The organism is Roseateles sp., assembly GCF_965262435.1.
In the GTDB taxonomy this organism is placed as follows: Bacteria; Pseudomonadota; Gammaproteobacteria; order Burkholderiales; family Burkholderiaceae_C; genus Paucibacter_A.
In genome coordinates this window covers 5,405,421-5,423,697 of the sequence record NZ_OZ253537.1, presented here as the reverse complement: position 1 = coordinate 5,423,697, position 18,277 = coordinate 5,405,421, and the positions used below count along the sequence as shown (strand labels likewise).

At 66.4% G+C, this 18,277-nt stretch carries 14 protein-coding genes; 4 read left to right on the top strand and 10 right to left on the bottom strand.

The features are described from left to right. Window positions 1-78: 78 nt before the first annotated feature. From ACQY39_RS23285 to ACQY39_RS23275, 3 genes are all read right to left on the bottom strand, one after another. Window positions 79-1,152 carry a serine/threonine protein kinase gene (locus ACQY39_RS23285; RefSeq protein WP_428510346.1) on the bottom strand — a complete coding sequence of 358 codons (1,074 nt, stop codon included), beginning with the start codon at window positions 1,150-1,152 and terminating at the stop codon, window positions 79-81. A gap of 81 nt (window positions 1,153-1,233) precedes the next feature. Continuing rightward, window positions 1,234-2,076, bottom strand: a complete 843-nt coding sequence (locus ACQY39_RS23280) for a DUF2726 domain-containing protein (protein WP_428510344.1) — start codon at window positions 2,074-2,076, stop codon at window positions 1,234-1,236. A gap of 196 nt (window positions 2,077-2,272) precedes the next feature. Then, on the bottom strand, window positions 2,273-3,007 hold the full coding sequence (locus tag ACQY39_RS23275; protein WP_428510342.1) for an N-acetyltransferase family protein: 735 nt from the start codon (window positions 3,005-3,007) through the stop codon (window positions 2,273-2,275). Window positions 3,008-3,317: 310 nt separating this feature from the next. On the opposite strand from ACQY39_RS23275, the gene rplM reads away from it, so the two are divergent. From rplM to erpA, 3 genes are all read left to right on the top strand, one after another. Next, a complete protein-coding gene (gene rplM, locus ACQY39_RS23270; protein WP_263519023.1) occupies window positions 3,318-3,746 on the top strand; it encodes a 50S ribosomal protein L13 in 429 nt (142 codons plus the stop codon). A 9-nt stretch (window positions 3,747-3,755) separates the two neighbouring features. After that, window positions 3,756-4,148 (top strand): 30S ribosomal protein S9, encoded by a 393-nt coding sequence (gene rpsI, locus ACQY39_RS23265; RefSeq protein ID WP_058722358.1) that lies wholly within the window; start codon window positions 3,756-3,758, stop codon window positions 4,146-4,148. Between the two features lie 196 nt (window positions 4,149-4,344). Beyond that, window positions 4,345-4,719 (top strand): iron-sulfur cluster insertion protein ErpA, encoded by a 375-nt coding sequence (gene erpA / locus ACQY39_RS23260; protein ID WP_263519021.1) that lies wholly within the window; start codon window positions 4,345-4,347, stop codon window positions 4,717-4,719. Between the two features lie 69 nt (window positions 4,720-4,788). Here erpA and ACQY39_RS23255 read toward each other — a convergent pair whose 3' ends face one another. Together ACQY39_RS23255 and ACQY39_RS23250 are read right to left on the bottom strand one after the other, a co-directional pair. Next, complete coding sequence (locus ACQY39_RS23255) at window positions 4,789-5,904, bottom strand: anhydro-N-acetylmuramic acid kinase (protein WP_428510339.1); 1,116 nt, start codon at window positions 5,902-5,904, stop codon at window positions 4,789-4,791. A 52-nt stretch (window positions 5,905-5,956) separates the two neighbouring features. After that, the gene (locus ACQY39_RS23250; RefSeq protein WP_428510337.1) at window positions 5,957-7,342 is read right to left on the bottom strand and encodes a peptidoglycan DD-metalloendopeptidase family protein; all 1,386 of its coding nucleotides are present in this window, start codon (window positions 7,340-7,342) and stop codon (window positions 5,957-5,959) included. A gap of 272 nt (window positions 7,343-7,614) precedes the next feature. Between ACQY39_RS23250 and tyrS the strand changes: the two genes are divergently transcribed. Beyond that, entirely contained in the window at window positions 7,615-8,829 is a 1,215-nt protein-coding gene (tyrS, locus tag ACQY39_RS23245) for a tyrosine--tRNA ligase (RefSeq protein ID WP_428510335.1), read from the top strand. Between the two features lie 111 nt (window positions 8,830-8,940). Here tyrS and ACQY39_RS23240 read toward each other — a convergent pair whose 3' ends face one another. From ACQY39_RS23240 to gspD, 5 genes are all read right to left on the bottom strand, one after another. Further along, the gene (locus tag ACQY39_RS23240) at window positions 8,941-12,357 is read right to left on the bottom strand and encodes a S41 family peptidase (RefSeq protein WP_428510333.1); all 3,417 of its coding nucleotides are present in this window, start codon (window positions 12,355-12,357) and stop codon (window positions 8,941-8,943) included. A 110-nt stretch (window positions 12,358-12,467) separates the two neighbouring features. Then, entirely contained in the window at window positions 12,468-13,364 is an 897-nt protein-coding gene (locus ACQY39_RS23235) for a 5'-nucleotidase (protein WP_428510331.1), read from the bottom strand. A gap of 10 nt (window positions 13,365-13,374) precedes the next feature. Continuing rightward, a complete protein-coding gene (gene gspF, locus ACQY39_RS23230; RefSeq protein WP_428510329.1) occupies window positions 13,375-14,586 on the bottom strand; it encodes a type II secretion system inner membrane protein GspF in 1,212 nt (403 codons plus the stop codon). Between the two features lie 22 nt (window positions 14,587-14,608). Continuing rightward, on the bottom strand, window positions 14,609-16,027 hold the full coding sequence (gene gspE, locus ACQY39_RS23225) for a type II secretion system ATPase GspE (protein WP_263519014.1): 1,419 nt from the start codon (window positions 16,025-16,027) through the stop codon (window positions 14,609-14,611). Window positions 16,028-16,032: 5 nt separating this feature from the next. Next, window positions 16,033-18,276, bottom strand: a complete 2,244-nt coding sequence (gene gspD, locus ACQY39_RS23220) for a type II secretion system secretin GspD (RefSeq protein WP_428510327.1) — start codon at window positions 18,274-18,276, stop codon at window positions 16,033-16,035. Window position 18,277 lies beyond the last annotated feature (1 nt).

Below are 18,277 nucleotides of genomic sequence, written 5' to 3'. Positions count from 1 at the left end.
GGCTGTAGAAAAGCAAAAAGCCCCCGCAGGTATCAAGCCTTCGGGGGCTTTGTTCTTCTGGCTGGGTCGAGCAGGTCTTCAGCGGAAGCCCTCGTCGAATGACACATCGCCTTCGTCGCGGAAGTCGTCCAACGGCCGCTCGTCCTTGGGCGTCATCGCTTCCAGTTGCTCGCCGAGCTTGGCGACCTGGTCGTGCCAGTAGTTGGACGTGCCGAACCAGGGGAAGGCCAGTGGGAAGGCCGGGTCGTTCCAGCGTTTGGCCAGCCAGGCGCTGTGGTGGATCATGCGCAAGGTGCGCAAGGGTTCGATCAGGCGCAGCTCGCGGCGGTCGAATTCGGCCACCGTCTCATAACCTTCCAACACCCAGGACAGCTGCTGGCGCGCCGCCACCTCGTCGCCGGACAAGAGCATCCACAGGTCCTGCACGGCCGGGCCGGTGACGGCGTCGTCGAGGTCCACGAAATGTGGGCCGTGGTCGGGTGTCCAGAGGATGTTGCCGGGGTGGCAGTCGCCGTGCAGGCGCAGCAGTTCCAAGTCAGGGATGCTGTCGAAGGTGGTCTGAATGCGGTTCAGGCAGGCTTGCACCACGGCGTCCCAGGCGGGGAAGACTTCGATGGGCACGCAGTCCAGCGCCACCAGCAGATCACGTGCCATGCGGCCTGGTTCAGCGCCGGCCCAGCGCAGGCGATGCTCGAACGGACGTTGGCGGCCAACGGTGTGCAGCCGCGCCAGCAGGCGGCCGATCCAGCGCAGCACCTCCGGGTCTTCCAGCTCGGGTGCGCGCCCGCCCTGGCGCGGTGTGACGGCAAAGCGCTGGTCGCCAAAATGGGCCAAGGTGGGCGGCTCGCCCGCCAGTTGCAGCTGCGCCTTGACGTCCTGCAGCGCCCAGGGCGCGGCCACCGGCACTTCCGCCTCGGCCAGCTCGCGAGCGAACTGGTGTTCCTCCAGGATTTGCGCGTCGCTCCAGCGGCCCGGCCGGTAGAACTTGGCCACGGCAATGCGGCCGTCCTCCAGATGCAGTTGCAGCACCCGGTTCTCGTAGGAGTTCAGCTGCAGCATGCGGCCGTCGCCGTACAGGCCGGCGGCGTCCAGCGCATCCAGCATGAATTCGGGGGTCAGGGAGCCGAAGCTGCGGTCCAGGTCTGGGTTCATGGGCGAGAGAAAGAAAAACGGCGCCGGACCTTGTTCGGTCCGGCGCCGCAGTATCGCCTGGGCGGGTGAGCGGGTCCTGCTTCAGCGCGGCAGGCGGCCGCCGTAGCGCGGCGAGTCGACCACGTGGCCGACGATGTCGTTGGGGGCTTCGTCTGGATACTGTGCGTCGGCGTTCAGGGGCTCGCCGAACGGGACTGAATTCTGGAACGCGTTTGCCCCGCTGCGGTGGCCTTGCGGCGCGCCGTGGCGCGGCGGGGTGTCGACCATGCCGTTGCTGTCGAAACGGCTGTCCGGGGCGAAGAAGGAGTCGTGGAAGACGGCCGAGTCCTGCCACAAACCTTGGCGGCTGGAGCGACGCGCCGTGCCGCCCTGCAAGCCGGGGCGCGAGGGAGAGACATGGCCAGGCATGGGTGCTGCTTGGGGGCCGCGCGAGTTGCTGTTGCTGAAGGGCACCAGCAACTGCAACTCTGCCGCGCTGGGCAGGTTGTCGATGGCGCAGCGCAGATAGCGCACGCGGCAGGCGCCCAGCACCGATTGCTTGATCTGCAGGCCTCGGCCGGATATGCCGCGCTCGCTGTCCAGATCCACGGCAGCGAGCACGCGGCCGTTGGGGCTGCAAATCGCAAAGGTGACGTTGATGGCGCCCAGCAGGTCGAACCAGTAGCGCACTTCCTGGGCTTCAGTTGGCTGGCAAAAACGCACCAGCGGCAACTTGGACAGGATCACATGGTGGGGCAAAGCTTCCTTGAGCAGGCGGTAGACACGCCGCTCATCGCTGCTGAACACCGGGCGCGCGGTCAGCGACCATTCGGTCGGTAGCGGCTTGGTTGGAGGGGCGGAGCGCCTCAGCACCCACAAGAGCGCTACGGCCAGCAGGCCGAAGCCCGAGGCGATCGCGATGATCCACGGAATGGTGCTTTGCATGGCCCTCGACAGCCCAGATGGGTTTGAATTTGCGCCTGTGTTCAGGTGCTTATTACCCAAATGTAGCGCAAGACCATGACATGTAACTGGGTGTATCCCCTGGTTCCGGGGGGGGGCCTGAGCCGGGGTGTTTGGGGGCGGATGCAAGGCGCGCTAGCGGCTTTCCTTGCTTCTCTCACGGCCGCTGCGGCCGAATTCAGAGCTTGGCGCTCTTGCCTGCCTCGCCGAGCTTGGACTTGACCTCGGCCACGCCATCGATGATGTCGCCGATGACGCGGACATGGCGTTTGAACTGAAAGTCGAGTTCGGCCAAATGGCGCTCGATGGCCTCATCCACATGCGAAGACACGGTGTCGGGCGGCAGGCGCAGCCAGGCTTCCGATTCGGAGCCGTCGCGTTCGACCGTGGCGCCGGCATTGCGGGCGATCTTGAGCATGGCGGCGTTCTCGCTCAAGGCGTGGATGAACAAGGTGTCAATGCCACGGTTGCGCGCATGCAGGGCTGCACACTCGAAGAGGCGGGCGCCGAAGCCGCGACCGCGCACCTTTCCCAACACTGAGACCCCAAACTCGGCCATCGCGGCCTTGCCCGGGCGCTGCGGCTGCGGTGCGTAGGCCAGGTGTGCCATGGCGACCAACTCAAGGCGGCGGTTGAAGATGCCCAGCACCTCGTCGCGTTCGAAATCCAGGGACATGGCGTAGCGGCTGATCTGCTCGTCGGCAGCCGGGTAGCCGAAACGCAAATAACGGTCACGCTCTGCCAGGGTCAGCAGGTGTTGCGCGATACGGTGGCGGTGGCGGCGCGCCAAGGAGCGAATCGGCACCCAGTTGGACATGCGTCGGAAGGCCGCCACTGGATTCCACGCCGATGCTTCCTCGGCGGCCGGTGCGGTTTTCAGATCCTTGGCGCTGCTTTCAACATCGGGCTTCATGGCGGGACCCTGGGATCGTACGTAATAACCCGGATGGTAACCCGGGATCTGGCGCGGCGTTGCGTCTGGGGCGGCCGATCTTCCTTTTCAAATCAGATGACTTCCTGCTACACTCGCGGGCTTCCCCTGATTTGGCTGTGGGGAAGAAACCCATGCGCCTTGTGTGAGAGGTCGCGAGATGGGGCAGCGAGCGGTGCAAACCGATGCGCAGGCCTTGTCCCGATAAGCGGCACCGAATGCGGCGAGTGTGGGTATGAATCAGCCATCCGACCGCCGGGCAGATGTTCTGCCGGGCATTCGAAAGAAACTCATGAAGACCTTCAGCGCCAAGCCGGCAGAAGTGACGCACGAGTGGTTTGTGATTGACGCCACCGACAAGGTGCTCGGACGTGTTGCCAGCGAAGTGGCACTCCGTTTGCGCGGCAAGCACAAGGCCATTTACACGCCTCACGTGGACACCGGCGATTTCATCGTCATCATCAACGCAGAAAAGCTGCGCGTCACTGGCAACAAGGCCAATGACAAGGTGTACTACCGTCACTCGGGTTTCCCGGGCGGCATCTACGCCACCAAGTTCAAGGACATGCAAGCCAAGCACCCGGGCCGCGCCCTGGAAAAGGCTGTCAAGGGCATGCTGCCCAAGGGTCCTCTGGGCTACGCCATGGTGAAGAAGCTGAAGGTCTATGCCGGTGACACCCACCCGCATGCCGCTCAGCAGCCTAAGCCTCTCGAAATCTAAGGAGCGGTGATGATCGGAAACTGGAACTACGGTACAGGCCGCCGCAAGTCGTCGGTCGCACGTGTCTTCATCAAGAAGGGCACGGGCCAGATCGTCGTCAATGGCAAGGCCATCGGCGATTATTTCGGCCGTCAAACCTCGATCATGATCGCCAAGCAGCCCCTGCTGCTGACGAACCATGGCGAGACCTTCGACATCAAGGTCAACGTCCATGGTGGCGGTGAGTCGGGTCAAGCCGGTGCTCTGCGCCACGGCATCACCCGCGCTCTGATCGACTATGACGCGACTCTGAAGCCCGAACTGAGCCGCGCCGGCTTTGTCACGCGTGATGCGCGTGAAGTCGAGCGTAAGAAGGTCGGTCTGCACGGCGCGCGTCGTCGGAAGCAGTTCAGCAAGCGCTGATCGATCTTCCTGGTGGGTGGTCTTCACGGGCCGCTCGCCACCACACAAGGCCGCTTCTCAGCGGCCTTGTTTGTTTGTATGCCCCGACTCGGTTCTGGCATTGTCAGCACCTGGCATGGGGTCTTGCCGCAAGGTAGGTGGTCTCGCCTGCATTTGCATGGACAATGCAGGCATAACGCCAACATCAGGAATACACATGAGCGCAGTGCTTGAAAATCCCGCCATCGGTGCCGACGAGATGCCCGTGCCGCTGGTCTTCACCGACAGCGCGGCCGACAAGGTGCGCGATCTGGTGGCAGAAGAAGGCAATCCCGAGCTGAAGCTGCGCGTGTTTGTGCAAGGCGGTGGCTGCTCGGGCTTCCAGTACGGTTTCACCTTTGATGAAGCCGTCAATGAAGACGACACCCAGATGAACAAGAACGGCGTGACGCTGTTGATCGACGCCATGAGCTTGCAGTACCTGGCCGGCGCCGAGATCGACTACAAGGAAGACCTGCAAGGTGCGCAGTTCGTGATCAAGAACCCGAACGCGACCACCACCTGCGGCTGCGGCTCGAGCTTCTCGGTCTGACCGACGCTCACGCGCGCTGCGTAGAGAAGCCGCCCTTGAGGCGGCTTTTTCATGGGCGCATGCCTGTCTTCAGGCGGGGTGCAGCGCGCCCAGAATACGCGGCCCGGCCGCACCGGTGACGGCGGGCAGATTGCCGGGCAGGCCGCGCACAAAGCGCATGGCCAGCCATGCGAACGCGGCGGCCTCGACCTGCATGACCGGCAGGCCGGCCGCGTCGCTGCTCGCCACCTCGGACTCGGGCAACAGTGCTTGCAGGCGCCGCATCAGTTCGCTGTTCAGTGCACCGCCGCCGCAGACCAGCAGGCGGCTCAAGACTTGCTTCTGACCACGAAGGCTGTCAGCGACGGCCCGCGCACTCAGTTCCAGCAAGGTCGCTTGCACATCCTCGGCTCGAGGCGTGGTCACCAAGCGAGCCAGGTGATGCTGCAGCCAAGCGCGGTGAAACAGGTCGCGCCCGGTGCTGCGCGGCGGTGGCTTGGCAAAGAATGGCTCGGCCAGCAAAGCCTGTAGCAGCTCTGGCAAGACCTGACCCTCGGCGGCCCAGGCGCCATTGGCGTCGTAGTCCATTCCGCGCTGCTCGCTGATCCATGCATCCATCAGGCAGTTGCCGGGTCCGCAGTCAAAGCCGAGCGTCTGCTCGTCGGCCAGCAACAGGCTGATATTGCTGAAGCCGCCGACATTGAGTACGCCGAGGCTTTCGCCCGCGCGCCCGAATACAGCGCGATGAAAGGCGGGCACCAGGGGCGCGCCCTGGCCGCCGGCCGCCACATCGCGGCTGCGCAGATCGCAGACCACGGCGATGCCGCTTTGCTCGGCCAGCAGGGCGCCGTTGAGCAACTGGCTGGTGTAGCCGATGCCATCGAACTCGCCGGGGCGGTGGCGCACGGTCTGGCCATGTGCGCCGATTGCCTGGATGTCGCTCGCGCAAAGCCCACATTGCTCCAGCAGCTGGGCCACCAGGTCGGCGTAGCTGCGGGCGAGGCCATTGGCTGCTAGGGCAGCACGATGGAGTTCGTCGGGACCGCTCTGGTTCAGGCTCAGCAGCTCCTCGCGCAAGGCCTTGGCAAAGGGCTGGTGGGCATGACCCAGCACCTGCATGGCGCCGGCTTCGGGAAACCGAGCCAGAACCGCATCGACCCCGTCCAGCGAGGTGCCGGACATCAGGCCAATGAAGAGCTCACTCATGGGGTGAGGCGCGCGCGCGGCCTGCGGAGAGTGGTGCGGACGAAACGTGGGCTCAGTCGGCGCCCAGCACGCCGGATTCCATGCTTTGTGCCACGGTCAGCTGAGTCTTCACGCTGGCCACGGTTTGCTGGAACTGGTTGCGCGCGTAATTGGGCAAGGTCACGGCTTCGGAGGCGCGGGCGATGACACGCGGGTCCTGGTGCGCGCCCTTGACTCGGAACTCAAAGTGCAGATGAGGGCCGGTCGCCCAGCCGGTCGCGCCTACGGCGCCGATGCGCTGGCCTTGCTCGATGCGCTGGCCTTTCTTCACATCGATGCGACTCAGGTGTGCATAGACCGTGGTGCGATCGCCGTTATGGCGGATGTGGACCACGTTGCCGAAGCCATTCTGCCAACCGGCAAATTCGACCTGGCCATCGCCGACGGTGCGCACTGGCGTTCCGGTCGGCGCACCATAGTCGACGCCGAGGTGGCGCCGCCAAGTTTGGTGAATCGGGTGGAAGCGCATCGCGAAACCGGAAGTCACGCGCGAGAACTCCATGGGGCTGGCCAGGAAGGAGCGGCGCTTACTCTGGCCGTCAAAGGCGTAGAAATTGCCCTTGCCGGTGGCGCTGTCCTTGAACCAGACCGCGGTGTGGCTGCGGCCGTTGTTGACGAACTCACCAGCGATGACGCGACCCGCGGCGCCATTCCAGGTGATGGGCTCGCCATCGGCGGTCAGGCTCTCGTAGACGATGGAAAACCGGTCGCCCTTGCGCAGTTCGCGGTGGAAGTCGATTTCGCCCGAGAACATATCAGCCATCTGGGTGGCGATGGCGTCGGGGATGCGGGCTTCGTCGGTGGCGGCAAACAGCGAGCTGTTGATAGTGCCGCTGCCGAGACGGACTTGCGCTTGCAGCGGCGCGGTTTCGATCTTGGCGCTGAACTGGCCTTCAGCATTGCGGCTGATGCTCAGGCGGCTGAAGTGGCTGATTTGCTGATCCGCGGATTCGGCCGGGAAGCGCGCCACCAGGGTCTGGACCACGCCCGAGGCGTCGGCGGTCAACTGCACCATCTTGCCAGCACGGCCTTGCAGCAGGCGCTTGGCCACAGGGTCTTTGCGCAGAAATTCGGCGGCGGCTGGGTCGAAGGCGCCCAGGCGCTTGAACAGGCTCTCGACCGTGTCGCTGCTGCGGGTCAACTCATTGCGGCTGAGCGCGATCGAGTGGCTGGCCAGGGCGTTGAGTTGGCTTTCCAGATCGTCGATCTGGACGGATTCGGTCAGGGTGCGTTGCGGCAGGTCGGCCGCATTGGGCGCCAGCGGGGCGATACCAAAGGCGGTGATTGCAAAACCGCTGAGCAAGGTGACCACGGCACCGGTCAGGGCTCGCGGATGCCGCGCGGCAAAAGCCTCGGCTCGCGCCAGAGCCAGCTTCACGTCATTTGTCCGGAGTTTCACGCTGTACGGTTCCCAGGGTCTTCTTGTTGGGGTCAGCGCCGCAGATTCACGGTGCTGCCGAAAGAATGTGGTGCCAGGCGCCTGTGGGCCCGTCCACTAGAATCAGCCGCTGTGTCGCCCCCTCCTCAAGGGTGTGCCGTCACAAAACCAGGCGCGAGTATAGCGAGCCATCCTTGCGTCAACGCCACGAAAACCCGATAAATCAGGGCTTTACCCAGGCCCCACTCGCTCCCATGTCCGATCCGCGAACAAACGCTACGCCTGCCGCAAAAATGCAGTTCCCCGTCACCGATCGCGTGCGCGAGGCCTTGGTGGTCTCCCAGCGTGGCTGCGATGAGCTGCTGCCCGAGTCCGACTGGGTGCAAAAGCTGGCCCGCTCCGAGGCCACCGGCGTGCCGCTGCGCATCAAGCTGGGCCTGGATCCGACGGCGCCCGACATCCACATCGGCCACACCGTGGTGCTGAACAAGATGCGCCAGCTGCAGGATCTGGGTCACCAGGTGATTTTCCTGATCGGCGACTTCACCTCCATGATCGGCGATCCGTCCGGCCGCAACGCCACCCGCCCGCCGCTGACGGCCGAGCAGATCAAGGCCAATGCCGAAACCTACTATGCCCAGGCCAAGCTGGTGCTGGACGAAAGCAAGACCGAGATCCGCTACAACTCCGAGTGGAGCGACCCGCTGGGCGCGCGCGGCATGATCCAGCTGGCCGCCAAGTACACCGTGGCCCGCATGATGGAGCGCGACGATTTCACCAAGCGTTTCGCAGCGCAGACGCCGATCTCGGTGCACGAGTTCCTCTATCCGCTGATGCAGGGTTACGACTCGGTGGCACTGAAGAGCGATCTGGAACTCGGCGGCACCGACCAGAAGTTCAACTTGCTGATGGGCCGCCACCTGCAGCAGGAATATGGCCAGGAGCCGCAGTGCATCCTGACCATGCCGCTGCTCGAAGGCCTGGACGGCGTCGAGAAGATGTCCAAGTCCAAGAACAACTATGTGGGCATCAGCGAGCCGGCCAACACCATGTTCGCCAAGATCCTGTCCATCAGCGACGAGCAGATGTGGAAGTGGTTCAAGCTGCTGAGCTTCAAGAGCCTGGCCGAGATTGCCGCCTTGCAGGGCGAGGTTAACGGTGGCCGCAACCCCAAGGAGGCGAAAGTGCTGCTGGCCAAGGAGCTGACGGCGCGCTTTCACAGCGCGGCGGCGGCCGAAGCGGCCGAAGCCGATTTCAACAACCGCGCCAAGGGCGGCATTCCGGACGAGATCCCCGAGGTCAGCCTCAGCGGTGCGCCTTTGGGCCTGGCCAATGTGTTGAAGTCGGCTGGCCTGGTGGCTTCGAACAGCGAAGGCATGCGCATGATCGAGCAAGGCGGCGTGCGCATCGACGGCGCCGTGGTCAGCGACAAGGGCTTGAAGCTGGAGGCCGGCACGGTGGTCGTGCAGGTGGGCAAGCGCAAGTTCGCACGCGTCACATTGACCTGAGCCTTTGGGCTCTGCGCCCTAAGCCCCAAGCAAAAACGGGAGACCCGGTTCATCACCGGGCCTCCCGTTTGTCTTCCAGCGGCGCGTCAAGCGCGCCGGCCGCATCTTTCCTTACTTCAGGCTCACCGGCCGCGGATAGGCGCCGGGCTTGGGCTCGGCGCGCGGCTTCTCGGCCATGGCCTTGTTGAGCGTGGCAATCGCCGCGTCCAGCTGGGCATCGCCGCCCAGGAAGCTGGCGCGTGGCAGGTTGTCCACCTCCAGGTCCGGCTTGACGCCGATGCCTTCCACCAGGAAGCGGCCATCGGGTGCGATTTGGCCGGTCTCGGCCGCACGCATCATGCCGTTGTCGATCAGGCGGTTCTGGTCCGACAGCCACACGCCCGCACCCGAGGTGGTGGTGCCGATCAGCGGGCCCAGGCCCAGGCGTTTGAAGCCTTCGGCAAAGGTCTCGCCGTCCGAGTATGTGTTCTCGTTCTGCAGCACCACGACCTGGCCGCGGAAGGTCTGCTGCATGTTCGAGCGCACCGGTGCGCCGGCCGGCGAGCGCGGCTGCCAGTAGGCCCAGGCGCGGCGCAGCAGCTTCTCCAGAATCCAGCTGTCGATGCTGCCGCCGCCGTTGAAACGCACGTCAATGATCAGGCCTTCGCGGTCCACATGGGTGTAGAACTCACGCGCGAAATCGGCGATGTCGGCTGGGCCCATGGCGCGCAGATGCACATAGCCGATGCGGCCGTTGGAGGCCTTCTCGACCGCTTGTGCGCGGCCAAAGCGCCAGTCGGCATAACGCAGCTGTTGCTCGCGCTGGCGGGCCACCGGCGTGACGATGCGCTGCAGTTCCGGCCCGCCGCTGGCCGGCTTGATCTGCAGCAGCACTTGCTTGCCGGCCTGGCCGCGCAGCAGCTCCACCTCATGCGCCACCTCGTTGGCCTTGCGGCCGTTGATGTGGGTGATCAGGTCGCCGTCTTTCAGGCCCAGCTCGGCGCGTGCCAAGGGGCCCAGCTCGCTGGGCAGCTCGGGGTCGGCGCGGTAGATGCGCTCGATGCGCAGTCCGTCAGAGGTTCGGTTCAGCTGCGCGCCGAGTCCGGCCAGGCCGGGCTCTTCGGGCGCCTGGCGCAAATCGCCGGCATTGACCTGGCTGTGCAGGGCGCCCAGCTCACCGATCATTTGCGCCATCAGCTCGGCCAGCTCGGCGCGGTCGCTGACGCGTTCGACCAGGGGCTCGTACTTGGCGCGCATGGCGGGCCAATCCACGCCGTGCATGGCCTTGTCGTAGAAGTAGTCGCGGTGCATGCGCCAGCCGTCGGCAAACATCTGGCGCCACTCGGCGCGCGGGTCGGTGGCGATCTGCCAATCGCTCCAGCGCACCTGGAACTTGGCGAGCTCCGTCGGCAGCTTGGCACCGGCATCGCTGAGGATCAGCTCGGGCGCCGCGCCGGGCGCGCCATTGCGCACCACCAGCATCTTCTTGCCATCGGCGCTGAGCTCGACGCTGCGCACATCGCTGGCCACGGTTTCGATGTTGCCGCCTTGGTTGTCGATGGCCGCGGTCTTGAGTATCGATTTGCGCTCGCCGCCATTGATTTCGGCATCGAGGAACCAGAGGCGCTTGCCGTCGGTCGTCAGGCCGCTGTAGTTGCCGGCGGGCAGGGGCAGTTCGTAGAGGCGCTCGCGCAGGCCGGCGAAATGGATGGGTGGCTTGGGTTTGACTTCCGGTTTGGCGTCTGCCTTCAGCTCGGGCTTGGCGGGATCTGGCTTGCCATCGGCCTTGCTGGCGTCAGCGCGCAGCTCAGGCTTCAGCTCGGGCTTGACTTCGGGTTTGGGCTCCGGCGGCTCCAGCTCGTCCTTGGGCGCGAAGGGGAAGCGCAGGCCCGGCTGCAAGGCCAGGGCAAAGAGCTTGCTGCTGCGGTCGAAGTAGGGGCCCATATTGCGGTCGCCCCAGGGCGAGCCGCGTCCGGTGACGGCGAACTGGCGGTTGGAGACGAAGTACAGCCAGCGGCCGTCCGGCGAGAAGGCCGGCGAGTCGCTGTCATAACGCTCGCTGCTGACGGTGTGGATCTTGTTGTCGGCCAGGTTGAAGAGCTGCAGCTGATCGCGGTTGCCGTCGACCAGGGCTTGCGTGAAGGCCAGGCTGCGGCTATCTGGCGCCCAAGTCAGGTTGGCGATGCTGGCGCTGCGGGTGTCGCGCGTGATCAGGCGGCTGTTGTTGCCCTTGAGGTCGCTCAAGTACAGATGGCCTTCCTTGTCGCTGTGGGCCAGATAGCGGCCGTCGGGCGACAGGGCCATGTCCTTGCGCTGAGCGCGCGCGTCGCGGGTGATTTGCTCAGGCTTGCCCAGGCCGTTGGCAGCAAAGCGCCAGACCTCGCGCTCACCGCTGAAATCGCAGAGCGCCAGCACCTGCTTGCTGTCGGCGCTGAACAAGCCCTTCAGGCAGCGGCCATCGGGCGCTTGCGGCAGCTCGGCGCGGCGCAGCTGGCCCAGGCCTTGGGTGGCCAGGCGGCCGCGGCTGGCCAGCAGCACGCGCTCGCCATTGGGCGCCAGGGCCACTGCGGTGAGAAAGTCTTGCGGCTTCTTGACCCAGCGCTGGCGCTGCGGTTCGAAGTCGCCGCTGAGCTGAATGGCGATGGGTTTGGCCGCGTTGGAGGCTGTCGCAGCGTTCAGATCCACGCGGTAGAGATCGGCACCCAGGGCGTAGACCGCCTGGCCGCCGTCCACCGAAGCGTGGCGAATGTCCCAGCCTTTGTGTGCGGTGTGCTGGCGCAGGTCCTGGCCCTGGGCGTTGACCGACCAGAGATTGACCGTGCCGTCTCGGTCCGAGAGGAAGGCGATGCGCTCGCCCGCCGCCGTGCGGTAAGGCATGGGCAGGCGGTCATTGGCACCCTCGGCGACGAGGGGCCGGGCTTCGGCCGTGCTGCTCAGGTCCAGGGTCCAGAGGCGTGCCAGCGCGCCACCGCGGTACTGGCGGGCGTTGTCGCCGCGCAGGCCGTTGCGGGTGAAGAAGAGCTGGCGGCCGTCGCTGCTCACAGCGCCGTCGCTGGCCTGGGCCACTGGAAGGGCACGGCGCACTTGCGTAACCGGGTCCACGGCATAGAGCTGGGTCACCGGCTGGCCGGTTTGCGAGGGGCCGGAGTAGATCACCTCGCCCAGTGCGCTGAAGCCCCAGACCCGCTGGCCGGCATTGCCTTCCCAGCTCAGGCGCTGCGGCAGGCCGCCTTGCACCGGCATCAGGTAGACATCGCCGGGGCCGTCGTACTGGGCGGTGTAGGCCAGCCAGCGACCGTCGCGCGAGAGCACGGGTGAGCCTTCCTGGCCGGGGTGGGTGCTCAGGCGCTCGGCGCGGCCGCCCTGGGCGTTGACACGCCAGAGGTCGCCCTCGGCCACAAAAACCAGCGAGTCACCCTGCAAGGCCGGCTGGCGGAAGAAGCCGGGGTTGGGCGCGCCGGGGCTGGCCGCCCCTGTGCTCAAGGCGGCGCAGCTCAGGGCTGCGGCCAGGGTCAGGCGGTGCAGCCGAAGCGGAAGGCGTGGGTTCATGCGCGTGGGGCTCGGGTCGCGAGCGCTGAAAGTGAGCGCCGATTATCTCGGTCGCTGGCACACCTACGGCCCCGTAGAAGCCCCGCTTTGTGCGCAGAGCGCTTGCCCGATCAAGGGTTGGCGATGCCGGCGCTGACATGCCCCGCCGGCACATGAGCGGCGGCGCTGGCGATGTGGCCGGCCTGGTCGTCGAAGAAAAAGTCGGGTTCGAACTCGCGCAGGAATTCGCCCTTGGCCAGGCCGCCCAGGAACATGGCCTCGTCCACCTCGATACGCCAGTCCATCAGGGTGCGGATGGCGCGCTCATGGGCCGGCGCGCTGCGTGCGGTGACCAGGGCGGTGCGCACCTTCATGCCGCCGCCGCCTTCCTGCTGCAGCCGGTGCAGGGCCTGCAGCACCGGCTTGAAGGGGCCGGCGGGCAAGGGCGTGTTGGCATGCGTGATCTCGTGGCTCTGGAAGGCGTCCAGGCCCTCGCGCTGGAACACCTGCTCGGCCTCGTCGGAGAACAACACGGCGTCCCCGTCGAAGGCGATGCGCAGCTCTTGGGGGTGGGCGCTGGAGGCATGGGCCGAGAGCGGCAGCACGCGCGCTGCAGCCACGCCGGCCTGCAGGGCGCTGCGCACATCGGCCTCGTTGGCCGAGAGAAAGAGCTGGGCCTTGAGCGGGCGAAGATAGCGCCAGGGCGATTCGCCGCGCGTGAACACGCCGCGCTGGATGTTGAGGCCGTAATGGGTGGCCGAACGGAACACGCGCATGCCCGAGATCGGGTCATTGCGTGAGAGCACCACCACCTCGACCTTGGGCGCGCCATCGGCATTGAAGGCCAGCAGCTTGCGCACCAGGGAGAAGGCCACGCCGGGCTTGGCCGGCTGGTCCAGGCGGGTTTGCTGTAAGGCCATGTAGTCGCGGTCGTTGCCGGCCTCGAAGCGCTGGTTCTCTTCCTCGAAGTCGAACAAGGCCCGCGAGGAGATCGCCACCACCAGCTGTCCGTCGAGATTGGCCGGCATGTCTACTCACTCACTTCACAAAGCTGTTCATCTGGATGATGGGCAGCAGCACCGCCATCACGATCACCAGCACGACCGCACCCATGCCGACGATCAGCAGCGGCTCCAGCAAGGTCGCCAGGGCCAGGGCGCGGCGCTGCACTTCGACGCTGAGCTGCTTGGCGGCACGCTCCAGCATTTGCGGCAGCTGGCCGGTCTGCTCACCGAGGCGGGCGAACATGGCCAGGATGCCGGGGAAGCGCTTCTTGCCGGCCAGGGCCGAGCCGACCGGTGCGCCCTCGCGCACCTGCACCAGGGCATCGAGCGCATCGGCGCGCATGGCATGGTTGGACAAGGTCTCGGCCGCCGCCTGCAAGGCCTTCAGGATGGGTACGCCCGAGCCTGCCAGCATGGCCAGGGTGCCGGCGAAGCGGGCCGCGTTGTAGCCGCGGGCCAGCCGGCCCAGCAGCGGCACTTTCAGAAAGGCGGCATCGAAGCGCAGACGGAAGGCCGGGCGCTTGAGGGCCCAGGACAGGCTCGTGCCGCCGCCGATGGCCGCCAGCAGCATCAGCCAGCCCCACTCACGCACGAAGTCACTGGTGGCCAGCATGGCCACGGTCAGCCAGGGCAGGGCGCGTTTGGAACTGGTGAAGGTGGCGGCGATCTGCGGCACCACATAGGTCACCAGGAAGATGATGATCATGAAGGCGATCAGCGAGACGATGGTCGGGTAGGCCATGGCGCCGATCAGCTTGGCCTTCAGGTCCTGGCGTTCTTCCAGATCGTCGGCCAGCTTCTCCAGCACGGGGCCCAGGGCGCCGCTTTGCTCACCGGCGGCCACCACGCCGCGGTAGACCTCGTCGAACTCGCGCGGTGCCGTGCCCAGGGCGCGGGCAAAGCTGGCACCGGCATTGACCTCGGCCTTGAGCTGCGAGAGCAGCTCACGCTGGCGCGGGTCTTCGCATTCATCGGCCAGGGCCGTCAGCGCCCGCTCCAGCGGCAGGCCCGAGCCGACCAGGCCGGCCAGCTGGCGCGTCCAGACGGCCAGCGCGGTGGTGCTGAAGACGCGGCGCGCGAAGCGGCTCCCGCCGTCCTGGCCCTGCTGCTGCACCGGCTCCAGGCTCAGCGGCACCAGGTTCTGGGCGCGCAGCTGGGCACGCGCGGCGCGCGGGTTGTCGGCCTCGATCAGGCCGCTGCTGGAGCGGCCGGCCGGGTTCAGGGCTTCGAATTTGTAGGCGGGCATGGTGGGCGGAGCGACACCGGGCTCAGGATTCGCGTGTCACGCGCAGCACTTCTTCGACCGAGGTGATGCCGGCGTCGATCAGGCGCTGGCCGTCCTCGCGCATGGAGCGCAGGCCGGCTGCATGTGCAGCAGCTTGAAGCTCACTCTCTGCGGCGCGCTGATGCATCAGGTGCCGCACGGCTTCATCGGCCACCATCAACTCATAGACGCCGGTGCGGCCCTTGTAGCCGGTGCGGCTGCAGGCTTCGCAGCCGACGGGGTGGTAGCGCCCTTCACCATCCTGCCGTTTGCAGACTGGGCAGAGCTTGCGCACGAGGCGCTGGGCCAGCACGCCGAGCAGGCTGGAGCTGAGCAGGAAGGGCTCGACGCCCATATCGGTCAGTCGAGTGACGGCACTAGGGGCGTCATTGGTGTGCAAGGTGGCCAGCACCAGGTGGCCGGTCAGCGAGGCCTGAATGGCAATTTGCGCGGTCTCGTAATCGCGGATTTCACCGATCATGATCACGTCAGGGTCCTGGCGCAGGATGGCGCGCAGCGCTTTCGCAAACGTCAGATCGATCTTGGCATTGACCTGCGTCTGGCCGACGCCGGCCAGCTCGTACTCGATCGGGTCTTCCACCGTCAGCACATTGGTGGTGCTGGTGTCCACGGTCTGCAAGGAGGCGTAAAGGCTGGTGGTCTTGCCCGAACCGGTGGGCCCGGTGACCAGCACGATGCCGTGCGGCTGCTGCACCAGGCGCTTGAAGGCCTCCAGCACATCGCCGCTCATGCCGAGGCCTTCGAGCGTGAACTTCGATTCGGTCTTGTCCAGCAGACGCAGCACGGCGCGCTCGCCGTGGGCGCTGGGCAGGGTGGAGACGCGCACATCGATGGCGCGGCCGCCGATGCGCAAGGAAATGCGGCCATCCTGCGGCAGGCGCTTTTCGGCAATGTCCAGCTCGGCCATGATCTTCAGGCGCGAGATCAGGGCCGCGTGCAGGCCGCGGTTGGGCTGCACCACCTCGCGCAGCGTGCCGTCGACGCGGAAGCGCACCGAGCTGGCACGCTCGTAGGGTTCGATGTGGATGTCGCTGGCGCCGTCCTTGGCCGCCTGCGTCAGCAGCGCGTTGAGCATGCGGATGATGGGCGCGTCATTGGCCGCTTCCAGCAGGTCTTCCACGGCGGGCAGGTCCTGCATCATGCGGCTCAGGTCCACCGCGCTCTCGACCTCGCCGATCACCACGGCCGCGCTCGATTCGCTGCCGGCATAGGCGGCATTGATGCGCTCGGCCAGGCTGCTGGCCGCTTCTTGTTCGAAGCGGTCGATCAGGTAGAGGCGCTGCACCTCGGACAAGGTGGCCAGGCTGACCTCGGCCGGCGCCCAGAGCACGAGGCTGGCGCCGTCGTCCTCCAGCAGCACCGAATTGGCCTTGGCGTAGGCGTAAGGCAAGGGGTGGCGCATGGCGCTCACTGGCCCACCTTGTCCGTGGCGCCCGCCGGCGGCTTGGCCGTGCCGATCGGTGCGGTGGGATTGGCCGGCAGCAGCGGCGTGCCGGTGTCCGGCAGGGCGAACTTGGACTCCGGCTTGACCGATTCCTGCAGGGTGCGGAAGTGGTCGTAGCGGTCCATGGTGATGCGGTCGGCCGCTTCCTGGCTGCGCATGATGACCGGGCGCAGGAACACCATCAGATTGGTCTTGACGCGGCTGCGGCCGGTGTTCTTGAACAGATTGCCGATCAACGGGAGGCTGCCCAGGCCGGGCACGCGGCCCTCGCTGTCGGCAAACTCGTCCTTCAGCAGGCCGCCCAGCACCAGGATCTGGCCATCGTCCACCGAAACAGTGGTTTCGATCGATGCCTTCTCGGTCGACGGTCCGCTGGTGTCGGCCTTGGTGGTCGGATCCACCGAGGAGTTTTCCTGCTGCACCGTCATGCGCACCGTGCCGCCTTCGCCGATTTGGCTGCGGATGCGCAAGGTGATGCCCACATCCTTGCGGTCAAAGGTCTGGAATGGGTTGACCGAGCCGGTGCTGCTGCCGCTGCCGGTGTTGGTGTAAGAACCGGTCACAAAGGGTACCGAGCGGCCCACCACGATCTTGGCTTCCTCGTTGTCCAGGGCCACCAGATTGGGTGTCGACAGCACATTGGCGCCAGCCTCGGCCTCCAGGAAATTGGCGATAGCGCCCAGGGTGTAGCGGTCGCCGAATTTCTTCAGCAGGCCGATGTTGAGGCCGGTGGGCGCATCCTTGACGACGCTGGCGATGGCGGTGGTGCCGCCGAACAGCGCGGCCGTGCCCTGGATGATGTTGCCCGGGCCGGTGCCGAAATTGGTGCCGGCGCCGGTGATGTTGCTGTCACCCTTGTTGCCGAACAGGTTCTGCCACTGCACGCCGAAGTTGCCGCTCTTGCTGGCGTCGACCTTGACGATCAGGGTCTCGACATAGACCTGGGCGCGGCGGCCGTCGAGCTGGTCGATGACCTGGCGGATCTGGCGGTAGAGCGGGTCGGGCGCGGTGATGATCAGCGCGTTGGTGGACGGATCGGCCTGTACAAAGCCGCCTGTCGACGGGCCGGCCGAGGCGCTGACCGGGGTGGTCGCCGCCGCGGAGGCGGTATTGCCGCTGCTGTTGCCCATGCCGCTTTGCTGCGTGCCGCCGAGGTTACCTGAGCCCAGGCCACCGGCGCCGCTGAGACCGCTCAAGCCGCCGCCCGCGCTGTTGCCGCTGCTGGCGCCGCCGGCACCGCCGCCGCTGTTCGCCGCAAAGGCGGCGCGCAGCACGGTGGCCAGCTTGGTGGCGTCGGCGTTTTTCAGGTAGACGACGCGGATATTGCCGGCCGGGTTGTTGTCCAGCGAAGGTTGGTCCAGCTTGGCGATGATGCCCTTGGTGTAGGCCAGGCGCGTCGGGTTGGCGGCGCGCACGATCAGGGCATTGCTGCGTGGGTCGACCACCACATTGACGCTGCCGCTGCCGCCTTGGCCGGGCGCCGCCGCGGCGGCATTGCCGGCCTCGGTCAGGCGCAGCACCAGGGGCGCCAGGTCGGCGGCAACCGCATGCTTGAGCGGCACCAGCTCGATGTCGGTGGCTCCGGCCGTGTCCATGGCGGCGATGATGCGGCCCAGACGCTGCAGGTTGTCGGCGTAGTCGGTGATGACCAGGCTGTTGTTGCCGGGGTTTGCGTTGATGGTGTTGTTGGGGCTGATCAGCGGGCGCAGCACCGCCACCAGGTTGTTGGCGTTCTCGAAATTGAGGCGGTAGACCTGGGTCAGGATCTGGTCACCGCGCTCCTTGCTGCTGTCCACGGCCACCGAGCCGGCCTGCAGCTTGGCGTCCGCCTCGGGCACGACCTTCCACAGCCCGGCGCTCTCCACCACGGTGAAGCCCAGGCCACGCAGGGCGGCCAGGTAGTTGAGGTAAGCCTCGCGCGGCGTCACCGGTTGCTCGCTGTAGACCGTGACCTGGCCCTTGACGCGCGGGTCGATGATGAACTGGCGGTTCATCATCACGCCCATGGCGCGGGTCACGGCCTCGATGTCGGCGTTGACGAAGTTCAGGGTCACCGGCGTCGGCGCCTTGACGGCCGGGCCGCTGCCGCGCGGCTTGTTGGTGGCGGCCGGGCTCAGGGCTGGCGTGGCCAGCAGGGCCAGGGCCAGCAGGGACACGCCCGCTTGCTGTCGCCGAGGCGCGATGGGCGCCCGCTTGTGGTCGTTCATG